The sequence below is a fragment of the Burkholderia sp. 9775_39 genome (genome assembly GCF_015712225.1).
In the GTDB taxonomy this organism is placed as follows: Bacteria; Pseudomonadota; Gammaproteobacteria; order Burkholderiales; family Burkholderiaceae; genus Burkholderia; species Burkholderia cenocepacia.
In genome coordinates, this window is record NZ_JACCQC010000029.1 from 48,814 (window position 1) to 65,046 (window position 16,233).

The following is a 16,233-nucleotide window of genomic DNA, read 5'->3' on the forward strand; positions in this document are numbered from 1 at the left end:
TGAACCGGTCAGGTTTGACGGGCGGCCGCCTGCGAAGCGGCCCCGGGCGGCGCCGCCTTCGACGGCGGCACTTTCTCGACGGGCTTGACGGCCGTATCGGGCGCGAACTGCGCGGCGTCGTCGACGATCACGCGCTCGCCGCCCGCGAGGCCGCGCGTGATGCGCCAGTCATGGCCGCTCATCTGGTCGGCCGTGACCTCGACGTCCTTGACCTTGCCGTTCGCGCCGACGACCCGCACCGACGTACGGTCGGCCGTGCGCAGCAGCGCGTCGCGCGGCACGAGGATCGCCCGCCGGTCGACCGCCGTGTCGAGCGCGATCCGCACATACGCACCCGGCAGCAACTCACGCTCCGGATTCGGGAACAGCGCGCGCATCGCGACGGTGTCCGTCGTCGGATCGACCGCGAGATCGCTGAACAGCAGCTTGCCCTTCAGCGGATACGCGGTGCCGTCGGCGCGCAGCAGCGTCACCGCGATGTCGTGCTGCGCGATGCCCGTCGCGCGCCCGCTCTTCACGGCGCGACGCAATGCGTCGACGTCGGCGGCCGGCTGCGAGAAGTTCACGTAGATCGGATCGAGCTGCTCGACGGTCGTGAGCGGGGTCGCCTGGTCCTGCCCGACGAGCGCGCCCTCGGTCACGAGCGCGCGCCGTGCGCGGCCCGCGATCGGCGCGGTGACGGTCGCGTAGTCGAGCTGCAGCTGCGCGCGCGCGAGTTCGGCTTTTGCCGATGCGACCTCGGCCTTCGCCTGCGTATCGGCCGCGACGGCCTCGGTGTGGTCGCGCTCGCTCACCGCGCGATCGCGCACGAGATCGTCGTAACGGCGGCGCTTGTCGGTCGCGGCGAGCGCGGCGGCCTGCGCCTTCGCGAGCGCGCCCTGCGCGGCGTCGCGTGCGGCCTTCAGCGGCGCGGGATCGATGCGGAACAGCACCGCGCCCTGCTTCACTTCCTGGCCTTCCTCGTAGGTACGGGCGGTGACGATGCCCGCGACCCGCGCGCGGACTTCCGCCTGCCGGTAGGCGTCGAGCCGGCCCGGCAGTTCGACGGTCATCGGCACGGCCGTCGGGCGCACCGTCACGACGGTGGCCTGCTTCGCGGTCTCCGGCGCGGCGTCCTTGTCGCCCTTTCCGCATCCGGCCACGGCCAGCAGGGCCGCGAGCGCGAACGGCGCCAGCCGCATGCGGCGCCACAGGGTGCGTTTGTTATTCATGTTCTGACCTCGGATCATTCGCCGCCGATACAATGCGGCGGCTCAGGGTGGCCGATTATAATCAGTCACGACTGATTAAATACATGCTGTTTCAATCTGACCGACACACTGTCTCAATAAAACGACAGCGAACTGTAAGGAATTTCACGACATGGCCCGCAAGACCCGGGAAGAATCGCTCGCCATCAAGCACCGGATCCTCGACGCCGCCGAGCTCGTGCTGCTCGAAAGAGGCGTCGCGCAGACCGCGATGGCGGACCTCGCCGAGGCCGCCGGGATGTCGCGGGGCGCCGTCTACGGCCACTACCGCAACAAGATGGAAGTGTGTCTGGCGATGTGCGACCGCGCGTTCGCGCGCACGTCGGAAGGCTTCGACGCGGGCGACGGCCTGCCGCCGTTCGCGACGCTGCGCCGCGCCGCGTCGCACTACCTGCAGGAATGCGGCGAGCCGGGGCCGATGCAGCGCGTACTCGTGATTCTCTATACGAAGTGCGAGCAAAGCGAGGAGAACGGCGCGCTGCAGCGGCGCCGCATGCTGCTCGAGCTGCAGATGCTGCGGATCACGAAGGCGCTGCTGCGTCGCGCGATCGCCGCCGGCGAGCTCGCCGCCGATCTCGACGTGCATCTGGCCGCCGTTTATCTGGTGTCGCTGCTCGAAGGCGTGTTCGCGTCGATGATCTGGACCAACCGGCTGCGCGGCAACCTGTGGAACGACGCCGAGGCGATGCTCGACGCCGGCTTCGACGCCGTCCGGACCTCCGCCGCGCTGCGTGGGCGCGCGCAAAAATTGCCGGACTGACGAAAATCGTCGTAACAAATGCTGATTTAACCCGATTTACCGCACTGCGAAACGAATGAGCTGACCCCCTTTAAAATTTTTAACGTTTTGCGGAACATCGGTAGACTGACGCTGTCATCTTTCTTTAGCGTCTTCGTGATAACCGGGTTCGACCCGGTAGGCACGCCGCCGTTCGAAGCGGGCACTGCCCCGCAGGTTGGGTCGAACGGAAACGACACAGGCCCCTGGCGGGGCCTGTTTTGTTGCACGCCCGCCGCCCGCCCCGTCGCCGTTCGACGGTGTGCCGCCGGCGGCCCCCGCCCACACCCCTTTGAACCGCTTTCCTGGATGTGGACACCTTGGTCAAGTCTGTCGCAACCCCTGATGCCGTCGCGCCCGGTCGCGCGCAGCGCGCCGTGCGCGCGCTCGTGCCGGCCGCCGTGCTCGGCGCCCTCGCCGCATTCGGCCTCGCCGCCGCGCTGCCGGCCGTGTCGCAACTGCCGGGCGCCGTCGACTCGGGCACGGCCGCGCTGCCGCAGCGCGTGCTGTCCGATACGCCGTTTCCCACCGCGCAGCATTTCGTGACGAGCGAGCTCGCCCGTACGATCGGCGAGCGCAACGAACACCTCGATCACAACGATCGCAGCCTGCAGCCGGGCCTGTTCGCGCCGCTCAGCGCGCATCGCAACGACATGCTCGGCTATGCGAGCCTGTTCCAGTTCGCGGCGCCCGACCACCAGCAAGGCATGCGCGCCGGCGACATCGAACTCACGCTGTCCGATACGCTGAACCGTCTCGACGTGCCGCCCGAGGTGCGCATCCAGCTCGGCGATCTCGTCACCGGCAAGGTCGCGATGCGCGCGAGTGCGCAGCGCGGCGACTATTACCGCGTCGCGTTCGACACGCACGACGGCACGCCGCGCCTCACCGCGCTCGAGCTGCGCGTCGCCGGCCGCACGTTCGGCGCGATCTGGTTCCGCGCGCCGGGCGCCGAGCACGGCGCGTACTACACGCTCGACGGCTCGCCGCTCGAAGCCGCCGCGTTCACGATGCCGGTCAAGTGGACGCGCATCAGCTCGTTCTTCGGCGAGCGCATCCATCCGCTGTCGCAGGCGATGGCGTTCCATACGGGCGTCGATCTCGCCGCGCCGAGCGGCACGCCGGTCGATGCGGCGGCCGACGGCGTCGTGTCGTTCGTCGGCACCGATCCGGGCGGCTATGGCCGCTATGTGATCGTCGATCATGCGGACGGCTATTCGACCTACTACGCGCACCTGTCCGCGTTCGCTCGCGGGCTCAAGACCGGCGAAACGGTGAAGCAGGGGCAACGTATCGGTTCGGTCGGGATGACGGGCGCGGCGACGGGCCCGCACCTGCATTTCGAGGTGCGGGTCGCGAACGATCCGGTCGATCCGCTCGTCACGCTGGCCAGCGCGCAGACGGCGCTGTCGGACATGCAACTCACCGCGTTCCGCCAGGAAGCCGCGCAATGGCGCTTGCGTCTCGCGTCGATCAATACGACGCCGTTCGCGTTCACGCAGAACGACGGGCCGCTGTGGGGCGATTTCGCGACCGGCCCGTCGACGCTGCGCGCGGTTTTCGATACGCACTACTCGGCGGAACGAGGCTGATTCCGGGACACGAGATCCTGATTGCAGAAGAGCGGACGGTCAAAATGCGCCGGCGCTCTTCTCTACACCGTCAGTTGGTCGTGGGCTTGAACCAATGGCTTGCGACGTGTACGTGTCGGAGAAGTACCTTGTCTCATTGTCTTCAGAACTGAGCAGTCACCTGAAAACCGAGCGTCACTCGCGCAGTCGGAAAACCCGACGGCTTGTAGACAGGCGTACCCGCGAAGAGATCGTACGCAAAGGCTCCGAATCGCGTACCCACGCTGCCCTTTATGCCGATCACTGCGCCAGCCAACTGCGTCCCGACAAGGACGACAGGCTGCGGCCCCCATACGCGACCATAGTCGAGTCCCGCATACACTGCCTGCCCCGTCTGCCCGATCGGCGCCTGCAATTCGTTGCGCCAGTAGAAGCCGCGTGCTGCGGCGAGCATCGTCTCGCCATCGAAACCGCGCACTGTATAGCGACTGCCAATCGTCAAGTCGTCGATGTAGTAAAGCGTGTTACCAGTGTACTGGCCGTGGAATGTGCCGACATAGCGGAATGGCTGCTTGCCGATCGCGAACGGCACCGACAGGTTCGCGTCGAGCACCGCCATCTTGAAGCGATAGGTCGGCCCGCCACCCGCCGCTAACACATCATCCTGCGCGCCCAACCCACCGACACCTTGACGATATGCAAGTGAGCCGTCGAACTGCGCGCCGCCGAAGTAGTGACGATCGGTCAGGCCGAGTTCGATCATCGTGTTGTTGCGGCGCTGCTGCGAGATCTCGGTGTCTTCGATAAAGCTTTGTCCAAACCGGCGCGACAGGCGAACGTACGCGCCGAATACATCGTTCTGACTACGCGACAGCACGCGGGCCAGCTTGAAATCGACCGTCTTCGAATTGCCGCTCGCGACGAATGTCTGATTCACGCCCGCAATCTGCTGGTAGTACGTGTTCGTGTAAGCGGACAGCGTGGCCGTCCAGTAGCCCCACGGGATCGAATAGAAGCCGTTCCAGCCGTGCGAGCCGAGGCGCTTGTCACCAAATTCCAGATCCTGGCTCACGCCAACGTTGAAAATGTCGTTCAGGCCGAGCGGATTGTCGATGCCGAGCGACAGATTGCCTTGCAGCTTGCCAGTCGCACGCGTGCCGGAGTTGTCGACGGACGCGACGACGGTCCACGGTTTGCCTCGCTTCACGTCGAGTACGACATCGCTTTCGCCTGGCAGCTCGCCCGGAACGATTTGCATCGAAACGTCCTGGCTCGACACGCGTTTCATTTGCTCGAGGCCCTGTTCCAGATCGCGCAGATTCAGCAGTTCGCCGTCGCCCGTTGGAAATGCGGTCTTCCACGTGCCGCGCAGTTGCTCGTCGGCGAAGCGCACGTGGCGGATCACACCCGGGATCAATGAGAACTTCAGGATACCGGTCGACAGATCCTGTTCAGGAAGTAGTACACGCGTAGTAACGTACCCGCGCGCGAGGATCGCTTGCGACAGACCCTTGACGAGGATGTCGAGGCCCTGTTTTCCGATGCACTGGCCGGCGTAGTGCTCAAGCCATTCACGCGCGAACGCGAAGCGATCCATGGGCAACGCCGACGCGCCTTGTGACTTCAGCGAGACAGGCAGCGCATCGGGTACGTCGAGCGCAAAACGGTCAATGCGAAAGCACGGCGTTTCGGATAGCAGCGCTGGATACCCTGCGCTCGCCGTTACGCTCGAACGCACCCCGGGCGCTGTGACGGTCCGTTCGCGCTCACGCGCTTCTTCCTGCTGTCGGATTTGCTGGTCGTTGCCCGAAATGATCGGGCGAGGAACTTCTTGCGCCGACACGGCCATTGGAATCAGCCATGCGGCCGACAGCAGCACGACCGGGGTACGGATTGTCATAAATGTGGTCTTGTTCGTTCGATTTTATGGCTTGGGTGCTAAATGCCCCGGAATCCAAACCCATTCGGTACCGCTCCATTTCCAAAAGCCCATGACCCAGATCGTGCTCGACCACGATGGCAACACGGGCTCCATTTCCTGTTTCGGCGGAGGACGCGGAGGTGCATCGGGTGGCACGGTCTCGCATGCAGCGAGAAGCGCTGACATGGCAAACGCCAGAGCCGCCGACCATTTGATTTTCTTCATCGCTGCCTCACCGTAAGTGCGACGTCAGCCGATCACGTCTTAAACCACCGCGAAACGCGGCCGATCAGCCCCTGCGGAGGGGGCACCCAACCAGGCTTCAGAAAGTCGTAGACGTCATCGTAGTGATCGAGAGGCTTGACCGGCATTAGCTCCATTGGCACTAGCGGATGGTCGATTTCAATTGGGATGCCACGACGCCAGCAAATTTTTGTCTCAAGCGCCCCAAGGTATGAGATGAAGTTCTCAAATTCCGGCCATGCGCATCTGATATTTGCATGCCTCCTCTCTATCAAGTCTTTTAACTTCCCGCTGTCACGTGAAAGCAACAACGAAAAGAAATATTCTCCGCTCGAGATTGCCTGTCGATCAGCCTTTGATCCCTTCCTTGCAGTTTCCTCAATCAGCCCCTCCAACTCCTGATCCTTTCCCAAAATCGCGAGTTGGAATTTATGGTCGAGGGCCTCAGGCGATTTTAGATTGCGCCGTTCACTCGACAGTTTGGAATTCTCAATTCCAGCCAAATCATTGATTACATCTTCATCATCAGACAAAAGGGCGCATAGGATATACATCCCCAACGAAAAACCGGACCAACCATCCAGCCCTTGAGCCGCGAAATACAATTTCGATGCCAAATGGAAATTTTGCTTACATTGCGCAATATCATGCTGAACAAAGTAATCGAAAATCGCCTGGGTTCTTGCGCGGCCTGCCAAACCGTCGTAAACAATACCAAGGCGAACCTTGGTTCGACGATACATCGCATCGTGAACAAGCTCAGGAATCAAGCCCTTGTCAGCCTGAACGAGATTCGTCAACTTCCTCATTGATTCTTGCATGTTCACGGTGTATTCCTTGGGATTTTCACAATCACCATTCCATTCGAGTCAACGCCGGAAACCAGCTTCACGAGGTTTCCACTCTTCAAGGCCCGCTCTACAACGTTCGCCGTCTCGATCAACTGCGGATTTTCGCTGTCTTTCAAACGCTTAACGGAGGAGGCGATCCAGTCGTCTGTCTGTTGAGCTGGAAGCTTAGTCGTACCATTTGCCGGATTCAAGCTGATCGATCCAGATTCATTAAGGGGTTTTACTTCATTAACGTAGACAGTATTTCCTTTAACGTAGACTCCGTCAAAGCAGTTGGCGCCGCACTTCCCGTCAAGCGGGGTATAACCATTCCGCACAAAGTAGTTGTTCGCCACATATTCACGTGCCTTCCCCTGCAAATCCCTCGACGGAAGCTGGTCGAGTTGTGACAGCACGCCTTGTTCCGCAGTATTCAATTTCACCGGCATGCTCTCCATCGTCACCTTGCCGGTACTGATGAACCCTTTACCTGTCGGATTCACCGGTCCCGCTAACCAAACATCAATCGACTCGCCCACGCGTGCAGCCGTCGACGCGATCTTGTTGGTAAGGATACCGCCGATGACCGTTTCCTCGATTGTGTAATCGGGTTTCACGGAGCCGTTTTGCGTGGCGAAGGAATCTACTCGACTCTGATCGCGCTGGCTTGCACCCGGCACGATCGAGCCAGGCAGCGAGCCCAATATGGCATTCAGGCTTTGATTGGAACGTTGCTCGGGTGTCGCACTGAAATACGTCTGCGCCGAACCGTCGGAGATGATAGGCGAACCGCGTACCAGAATCGGCTTGCCCATATACTGCGACAACATGTCTTGCGCCGTCTGAAGGTTCGTCAGGTAGGCGCTGAGGCCTCCCATTGCGCCTTCGCTGGTCGGATTGTTCGCCGTCTGGATCAACGTCTGGAGATACGCCATGTTTTCCTTGTTGGCGGTGTCGTCGACCATCCCCTTTGCCGCGCGCTCGAGCATGTCGGTCCAGTAGGTCGTTGCCTTCGCCACGCAACTCGAATCGCCACGGCATACCGCCTGCGCCTTTTCCTTCGCGAGCTGCTCGACCACCTTCACCTCTTCTACGTGAAGCTGCCGATTGTAAAGCTCGTTGTTGACGGCCGACCCTGCACCGGCCAGCGCACCGGATGATCCGCCACCTGCGACAGCGCCAGCCGCCGCACCGCCCGCCGTCGCCACGATCTCGTTCAACGCATTCCGCGCGGCGGCTTGCGCGCTCAGCGGCAACTGGCTCACAGTCTGATCGATGATCGGCTGCGCCAGGGACTGCAGCACATCACCGGCCAGTGAACCTGCGACCGCTCCGCCGATGTTGCCACCCGACAGCGCTGCCCCGATCGCCGCCACTGCGGCGTGCAGCGCGTCGCGACCCGCACCGCCTTCGCCGAACAATGCCTTCATCTGCGGGCTGCTGTTTTCCAGCTGAGTCGCCGCTTCCGCCACCGCGAACGTCGCGACCTTGCCGAACGCCTGCGCAAAGGCCATATCGTTCTGGACCTTCTGCAGGTTGAATGTGTTCTCCACTGTCTGGTTCGCGTTCGCGGTGTCGCGCGACAACCCGGCCGTGCTGTCCGTGCCGTTCTGTTCATCCGACTTCACGACGATCTTCGCCGGGCTCACCGCGGCATGCGTGACACCGCTCGCGCTATCACCCGTCTGCGCGAAACTCGGCCCACCCGACGTCGAAAAACCTTCCGACGAGCCCGAATAAGACATCTTGTTGTGGATGTCGGTAAATCCGAGGCTGCCGGTTGTCAGCGTATTACTGTCAGCCGGCGCCGCGCTCGCGATCTGCGCGCCGTTGAGCTGCGTGTGGCCTGCAACATTGACGTCAAACCCCTCCTTACCTGCCACGATGCCGGTTTGCTGGTTCGCCGACGCATAGTTCGCGTCGATGCTGGTATGGCCGATCGACGCGTCGACGCCGCCACCATAGCCGAACGTAAAGCTGCCACTGACGCCCGTGTTGTGCTGGTTGCTGCTGTAGTTCGACGTATCCTGAAGGCTTGTCATCGTCAGGTCGCCGCCGACATCAACCTTGACCTTGTCGCCTGACACCTTGGCGCCCGCCAGCGTCGTGTCACCGCCCGACTTCATCGTTAGCGAATTGCCTGCCGCCACCGTCGTGTTGGTTTGCGTGACGCTGTCGCCGTTGCCTTGGCCGTGCGAGTTCGAGCCATTCGCGAAGACGCTGATCCCGGTATTCTTGCCCACGCCGATCGCCACGCCTGCATTCCAGCCGGTCGAACTGTTCGAGCTCGTACTCTGCTCGGTGCTCTGCGCGCTTTGCAGCGTGATCGCGTTGTTGGCGTCGAGCGCGACGTTCTTGCCGAGCACTGACGCTCCGGTCATCGCAATGTTTCCGGTGCCCGCCTGAGCGTTTCCGTGTGCGTCCGGTGTGCCCGTCGCGGTGATGGAGACGTTGCCGTTGCCGATGATCGACGAACCTTTCGCGCTCGAGATCGATGTCGTCGCATTGCTGCTGCTATGGCTCGACCCGATGCTGAGCTGTACCTGAACGCCCTTGGCGGCTTCGCTCACGCTCCCGTTCGACAGGGCATTGGCCGCGTCCTTGATCCCGCCGCGGTTCTGGTAAGCCTGTTCGGCAGCCGCCACGGCCTGTACTGCGGCGAGGCGCGAATCGCCCGACTGCTGGCCTTGGCGGACGGCGCCTGCCATCGACTGACCGAGTCCGACCAGCCCGCCGCCCAATCCGACACTCAAACCCGACTGGCTGAACTGCTGCGACTGCGCGTCCTTGTAGGTGTCGTACGCGGCATTTACCGTCACGTTTTGAGCGGCGATTCCGACATCCCGGCCTCCCACAATCGTGCTACCGGTAATCGTGGCATCCTTTCCGGCCTGGATCGTGACATTGCCCTGCGATGACCCGATCACACTCCCCTGATTCGTCACCGAGCTGCTTTGATCTTGTTGCGCGGCCGAGCGCGAACCTACCGTCACCGACAAACCACCATTCGTCAGCAGACCCGATTCCTTCTTGTCGAAATAGCTGGACGATTGAGTCGTGTCTTGCGAGGTCGTGATGTTGACGTTGCGCGTCGCCTGCAACGTCACGTCGTTCGTGCCAACGACGTTGCTGCCCGTTACGTTGATGTCGCGGTTACTGACGATGTTGACGCCGTCGGCCGACACCGTACTGCCCTGGCTATATGTCGCCGTCTGGTCGATGCCGCTTGCAACCTGCACGCCGCTCACGACATTGCTGTGGCTGTGCGTTTCGTGCGAGTTCAGCACGTGCGTTTCGGTTGCTGCGCCGATATTCACATCGCCGCTCGCCATCAGGTTCGCATTGCCTTTATCCAGGCTGACCGTGCTGCCGCTGATCGTGAGATCCTTGCCCGACGCCAATGTAACGGTATCACCACCCTTGAGCGTCGTGCCTGTGAGCGCCTGATCGGACGTGTGCAGCCTATCCGCGTAGCTGCCGTGACTATCGCTGCCCGAACTGTTGCTGTTCACCGTCGATGTCGTGCTCGCCGCGCCGAGCGTCACGTTGCCCTTGGCCGCGATCGTCCCGCCCTGGCCGAGGTCGATCTGCGCGCCCTTGGCCGTCAGGTCTCCGCCGACGCCGATGCTCGACTGCCCCCCGACCGTCACCGAGCTACCGGTGACCTTGTTGATGTCGGTATTCGACACGCCGTTCGCCCGCTGCACGATCTTGTGCTCGCCCGTCTGCACCGCACCGAGATCCCAGTTCCCGCCGACGTTCATCCCGAGATTGCCACCAACCGACAGATTGCCCGCGTTCTGCTGGAAGTTACCGCCGGTGACGATCGACGCATTGCCCGCGACATCCAGCTTCGCGGTCGGCCCGAGCGTGGTGACCACGCTTGTCGCACCGTCCCGGCTCACGCGCGTGTTCGTCTTCGTCGCCGTATCGAGAATCAGGTCTTTCCCGGCGTCCAGCTGCAGACTGCCCGCCTTGACGCTCGCCGACGTCAGGTCGATGTTGTTCTCGGTCTTCAGCGACATCAGCCCACCGCTTTGCAGCGCGCCGAACGCGTTGTCGATCTGCTTGCCCTGAATCGCCAGCGTGTTGTCCGCCTTGATCGTGCCGCTGTTCGTGAACGACTGCGCGTTCTGGAAATCGATGTTCGTCGCGCTGATGAACGGGCCGTTGACATTCTGCTGGTTCGCCTGCGCGAGATACACGACCGGCACGAGCACCGACTGACCGTCGATCACGCGCGTTTCCATCATGATCACATTGCTGGTCAGCTTCGACACCTGCTCCGCCGACAGGCTCGCGCCCATCGGCAGATCAAGCGACTTCGACAAATCCGCACCCGCCGTCATCAACGACTGGTACATCGTCTGCAGATCCGCGTACGGTCCCAGCACCGCCTTGCCGGTGAGCGCCGTCACCTGATTGCGCACCAACTGCTGTTCATAGAAGCCGTCGCCAAGACGCTTCGGAATATGCGTGAGGTCGACGCCGAGCTGGCCGAAGAAGTAATCGCTCGAAATGAAGTTCTTCTGGTTCGTGAACGCCGGGTTCGTCTCGATCACGTAGTTCGCATTCGGCGCGGTAGTCGGCCGGTACAGCCCGCCCTGCGGAATCGTGAGGTTGTTCAGCACGTTCAGCGCCGTCGCGCTGGCGATGATCGGATCGACCGGCGCCGGCGGACCGCCGTGCACCGACGACGCGCCCGACTTCGCACCGCTTGCGTTACCGCTCAGGTTGGTTGGCGTGAGGCCTGGCACCGACTGCCCCGGCAACAAGCCGAGCGACGGAATCGATGCGTTGGCCGCCGTGTTGCTGACGCTGACGCCCGTGCCGGAAATCGTGCCGTTCGAACTCATCGTCGAAAAATAGCCCGGCAGCGTGTAATCCTTGATCGACGCGGGTGCCGCCTGCGTGTAGCCACCCGGATGCCCGGTCACGAATGGCGCATTGCCGAACGGCAGTTGCCAGTCGTGTTCGGTGTTGTCGTAGTTGTTGTAGTGATATTGCCCCGAGTACGAGACCGTCACGCCCGGCAGTTTCTGGCCGGATGCCGCCCAGCCATCGGCGTCGTAGTGGGCCGGCATGTCGATGTCGCCGACCGCCGCGATGTTGCTCCAGTAGTTTTGCAGCGTGCCGACCGACGACGCATCGATCCTGCCGCCCGACACGATCTGCGCGGCCGGGCTGATGTCCGTTACCGTCGTTGCCGTCGCGCTGTCCGCGTAGTAGGTCGTCTTCTGGTAGTTGCTGTTCCACTGCCCGCCATGCGGCGGATCGGTCGGCACCCCGCCCACGAAATCCAGAAAAAGTTCACGCACTGCGGGGTCGCGAAGGTCGACCCCACCCACGTCCCGACCCGCGCAGGCTTCCATGTGGACCGCCACGCATCCGGACATGCTGATGCCGAACTGCGCGAGCAATGCCGGATCGATCTGACTGGTGGACGTCTTCATCACGCGGCGCGTGCTCGTCACCTTGTCCGCATGCAGCTTCATGTCGCTGCCGGACTGGATCAACGCCGATACGTTGTTGACGAGTCCCGCGTTCGTGTAGTTGCCGCTCGCGTCCTTGCCGCCTGCCAGCACGACCTTGCCCATGCCGAAGATGGCGGTCGTCACCATCGAATCGGTCGCAGTCGCGTCGTCGCGGTTTTCGATGTCGCGCGCGAGGATTTCGAGCGTGCCGTTGTTGTCCGATGCACCGATCAGCGCGGTCGGCCCGAGGTTCGAGATCGTATTTGTCGCGTTGAGCGAGGCACTGGCGCCCACGAGCGCACCCGTATTCGTCAGATTGATCGATTGCGTGTGCAGCAGGCCGCCGGCAGTCAAGGCGCCCACGTTGATGATGTTGCCTGCGTGCACGCTCAGGTTGTTGACCGACTGCAGGTTCGCGTTGTTCGTGAAGGTGCCGGGCAACGTGAAGGCGAGATCGTGACCGACGTTGAACTGCGTATCGGATGCCGCCGTGTAATCGCCCTGCAGGCTCACGTTGGCATCGTGCGTTGCGCTGTAGGTGCCGCCGCCCCGCAGCGTGGCCGCCGCGACCGACAGGTCGTGCGTCGAGCTGATCTGGCCGTTCGTATTGGTGATCGCGCCGATCGTCGTGACGTCCACGTCGCCGTTCGAATTCGTGACGTTGCCGATCGTGCCGCCGCTGTTGTCCAAGGCGCTGCCTTGAACATGAAGCGATGCGCCGCTGAGCTGACCGCCCTGCGTGTTGCTGATCGACGCTGCGCTGACCGTCACATCGCCGTTGCCGGTAATCGCGCCCATGCCCGCTACGCCGCCGGCGTGGCTGTTGGCGATCTGGCTGCCGCCTTGCACCGTCATCTTGCCGGCACCGAGGTCGACAATCGCGCCGTCCGCGTTGTCGATCGAGGCCGATTCAATGGCGAGCGTGCTGGTGTCGCCCGCAACCGATTGCCCGGCCTGGATGTGGCCGCCTCGGTTCGACAGCGCACCGCCGTTCTTCAACGACAGCGATGCGTCAGATCGCAGCAGACCCTGTGTGTTGTTCACGTCACCCGCAATCGTGGCGTTGATGCCGCGCTGCGCGGCAAGAATACCGCTTGCGTTGTTCCAGGCGGCCGCGTTGACGATCGCTTGCCCCTTCGTCACGAGGGTGCCCGACGCGTTGTTCAGCGCGCTGACTCCATTGCCCGGCGCAATCGTCAGCGTGCCGGTGCCGGCATGCGTAATCGTGCCGCCTGCGTTGTTCAGCTCGGCCGGCGTGAGCGTCAGGTCCGTGGCATTGGTCTGGATCACGCCAGCCGCCGAGTTGTCGAGCGTGCCGCTGACGTTCATCCCCATCGCCGGCGATCCGTACTGCGTGATCGTACCGCCGTGGTTCACGAGGTTCGCGGCCGCCAGCGCAAGCTGATTGGCCTCGAGCTTGCCGCCGCTGTTGTCCAGCGTCGAATTGGCGGTAACCGACAGGTTCGGCCCGACGATCGAACCGCCCTGGTTCGTCATCGAGCCCGTGTGGATCGTCGCGTTCGTGCTCGCGCCGATCTGGCCGCCGTCGTTCGCCAGCGTACCGCTCGCGACGCTCAGATCCGTGTTCGACAACAGCTTGCCGCTCGCGTTGTTCAGCGTGCCGCCGACGGCTGCCGTCAGTCCGTTCTGCGCGTTGATCGAGCCCGATGTGTTGTTCAGCGTGCCGGTTTGCGCGACGACGCGCCCGTTGCTCGCGATCGCGCCACCGACGTTCGACACCGAACCCGTACCGCCGCCAAGCGTCAGCGTGCCGTTGCCCGCATGCGTGATCGTCCCGCCATCGTTGACGAGCACGGCAAGCGCAAGCGTCAGGTCAGTACTATTGGTTTGCAGCGTGCCGCCATTCGAGTTGTCGAGCGTGCCCGACACGTTCACGCTCATCGCGCCCGCGCCGGTCTGCGTGATCGTGCCGCCGTGATTCACGAGGTCGGTCGCGTTCAACGACACCTGGTTGGCCTGCACGGCACCCGCGCTATTATCGAGGGTCGTGCCAGTCAGCGCGGCTGTCTGGCCGACGATCGAGCCGCCGTTGTTGATCAGGCGCGCGCCCGCATCGACAGCCACCTTTTGCGCAGCCTGCAGCGAGCCGCCACCGTTGTCGATCGACTGTCCCGATACCCGCAGATTCGTGTTGGACGTGATCGCGCCGCGATTGACAACGTTTGCGCCTTGGACCGACACATCGCCGTTGCCGCCGATTACGCCGCCTTGTGCACCGTTCGCGGTAGTACCCGCCGCATTGGTCAATTGACCGCTCGTCGTCACCGACAGACCATCGCCGTTGAGCGACGTGATCCGACCCGCCGTGTTGTCCAGCGACGTGCCGGCCACCGTCATGCCAGCCGTACTTTGAAGGGTGCCCTGGTTGTTCGCGATGGCGCCGCCCCGCACGTCCGCCGTGCTTTCGGATACCAGTTCGCCGGACTGGTTGGCGATCTGGCCAGCCACGTTGACCGACAGCGGCCCCTGCGACGAGACCTTGCCACTCTGGTTCGACAGATTGCCACCGGTCAGCGTCGTGCCGCCGCCGCTCGACAGGCTGCCGTGATCGCTGATCACGGTGCCCGATGCGTTCGCCTGAATGGCGCCTTGCGCGCTCGTCGTCGCATTCGACAGGTTCACGTCGCCGGCCGTCGCGCTCAGCGACAGATTACCGTTCGCTGCCGTCTGGCTGCCGGCGAGATTCATGCTGCCGCCCGTCAGCGATGCATTGCCGCCCGCCACATTCTGGCCGGTCGCGGTCAGCTGACCCGACGCCGCCAGGTTCAGGTCGCCACTGTGCGCGACGGAACCGTCGCTGTTCACGCCCGCGCCGAGCGTGCCGGTCGAATTGATGCTCCCGGCGTTCACCGTCGTATTTTGCTGCGCCGCGAGCGTGCCGCTATTCGTGAGATCGGCACTTGTGCTGGCCGACAACGACTGCTGGGCATACGTGGTGCCGGTATTCTGGATGCCGCCCGCGGCCGACAGCGCCATATCGCCGCTTGCCGTGGTCTTGCCGGTAAGCACGAGCCGGCCGTCCGACTGCAACGTCAAATCGCCTGCCTGCGCGGCGATCGTCCCGGCGTTCGCGACACCCACGCCTGCGGAGTTGCCAACCAAAAACACCCTGTTGGCATACATGCCACCTAACTGAGCTACGTCAATCGCGACAGCGGGCGCAGGACCGTCACCGGCGATCTGCGTCGCGACAAGCGTGTCGTGATTAACCTGGTTCGTACCGGCGATTACATTAAGATTCTTCGCATAGATCGCGGCATTAGCCTGTACAGCACGGGCGATGATGTCAGTCTGATCGACACTCGAAGTATCGAGGCCCGCACCTTGCACGGTTACGAGGCCACGATTGACATTGAAGCCCGTCAGCGATCCGTCCGCGCCAAACTGCGGCACGCCCGTTGTCAGGACCGCCCGCGAGGTATTGATGAACCCGCCACCGTCCACGACGATACCGGCGGGGTTGGCCAGCACGATCTCCGCGCGGCTGCCCGCGATCTCCACATACCCCTTGATCTGACTGGCCGCCGTGCTGTTGACCTGGTTGACGATGATGCGCGCCGCCTGCCCCGCACCCAGGTTTGGGTTTCCGTTGATATAGCCCGCTTGCTGCGTGTTGACGATCGTCGGCGAGTTGTTCAGGATCGCGCCAGCATGCGACACGTCAAACTGGTTGTAGGTGTTCAGCGAAACGCCAGCGCCGCCCGGCTTGTTGATATTCACTTGCGGCAGGCCGTTGGGCGTCTGGATTACCGATGGTGCATTCGGCCCCGCACCGACGATTTGTGCGTGCGCCCACATCGGTATCGCGCCTGCGGCAATCAGCGCGCCGAATGCGGCAAGACGCAACGTGAATTGCGTCACTACCTGCACACCGCTGCGATTGAGGGTACGCCGCGTTTCGCCTGCGCTTGCTTTCCCCGCCGAGCTGGCCGTTTCTTCCGCTGCGACCAACATACCGTGCACGCGGCTGAACACCAGCCGATAATGGTTTTTATTCATACCTTGGTCTACTCGCGATTTTCGTTCGATCCGCCCTCACGGCCTCGAACATCGCAGCAATCTAATTGAAACCGTGAAAAGGCAGCGTCAAAGAGTGTCAATCGTTGCCGAGATGCGACGGACGAAACACCTCGATACGTCGCTCA

The 16,233-nt window shown here is 62.9% G+C and carries 7 protein-coding genes; 2 read left to right on the forward strand and 5 right to left on the reverse strand.

All coding sequences use genetic code 11. The features are described from left to right. Positions 1 to 8 precede the first annotated feature (8 nt). Complete coding sequence (locus tag H0X90_RS29310; RefSeq protein WP_077190852.1) at positions 9 to 1,211, reverse strand: MexX/AxyX family multidrug efflux RND transporter periplasmic adaptor subunit; 1,203 nt, start codon at positions 1,209 to 1,211, stop codon at positions 9 to 11. Positions 1,212 to 1,362: 151 nt separating this feature from the next. Here H0X90_RS29310 and H0X90_RS29315 point away from each other — a divergent pair, with 151 nt between their 5' ends. Then, on the forward strand, positions 1,363 to 2,010 hold the full coding sequence (locus tag H0X90_RS29315; RefSeq protein ID WP_006499094.1) for a TetR family transcriptional regulator: 648 nt from the start codon (positions 1,363 to 1,365) through the stop codon (positions 2,008 to 2,010). Positions 2,011 to 2,348: 338 nt separating this feature from the next. Then, on the forward strand, positions 2,349 to 3,620 hold the full coding sequence (locus H0X90_RS29320) for a M23 family metallopeptidase (protein ID WP_077190470.1): 1,272 nt from the start codon (positions 2,349 to 2,351) through the stop codon (positions 3,618 to 3,620). Positions 3,621 to 3,762: 142 nt separating this feature from the next. Here the strand turns inward: H0X90_RS29320 and H0X90_RS29325 are convergent, their stop codons facing one another. From H0X90_RS29325 to bcpA, 4 genes are all read right to left on the reverse strand, one after another. Further along, complete coding sequence (locus H0X90_RS29325; protein WP_077190468.1) at positions 3,763 to 5,499, reverse strand: ShlB/FhaC/HecB family hemolysin secretion/activation protein; 1,737 nt, start codon at positions 5,497 to 5,499, stop codon at positions 3,763 to 3,765. Positions 5,500 to 5,523: 24 nt separating this feature from the next. Beyond that, positions 5,524 to 5,676, reverse strand: a complete 153-nt coding sequence (gene bcpO / locus H0X90_RS29330) for a CDI system lipoprotein BcpO (protein ID WP_227739773.1) — start codon at positions 5,674 to 5,676, stop codon at positions 5,524 to 5,526. Between the two features lie 101 nt (positions 5,677 to 5,777). Then, positions 5,778 to 6,590, reverse strand: coding sequence for a contact-dependent inhibition immunity protein BcpI (gene bcpI, locus H0X90_RS29335; protein ID WP_125346173.1), 813 nt, complete (start codon positions 6,588 to 6,590; stop codon positions 5,778 to 5,780). Further along, positions 6,587 to 16,087 (reverse strand): contact-dependent inhibition toxin BcpA, encoded by a 9,501-nt coding sequence (gene bcpA / locus H0X90_RS29340; RefSeq protein ID WP_102898804.1) that lies wholly within the window; start codon positions 16,085 to 16,087, stop codon positions 6,587 to 6,589. Before bcpA ends, bcpI begins: the two co-directional genes overlap by 4 nt. Between the last annotated feature and the right edge of the window lie 146 nt (positions 16,088 to 16,233).

Excerpts from the sequence above, each read along its gene's own strand:
- H0X90_RS29310 (WP_077190852.1), bottom strand. The coding sequence starts at position 1,211 with ATGAATAACAAACGCACCCTGTGGCGCCGCATGCGGCTGGCGCCGTTC.
- H0X90_RS29315 (WP_006499094.1), top strand. The coding sequence starts at position 1,363 with ATGGCCCGCAAGACCCGGGAAGAATCGCTCGCCATCAAGCACCGGATC.
- H0X90_RS29325 (WP_077190468.1), bottom strand. The coding sequence starts at position 5,499 with ATGACAATCCGTACCCCGGTCGTGCTGCTGTCGGCCGCATGGCTGATT.
- bcpA (WP_102898804.1), bottom strand. The coding sequence starts at position 16,087 with ATGAATAAAAACCATTATCGGCTGGTGTTCAGCCGCGTGCACGGTATG.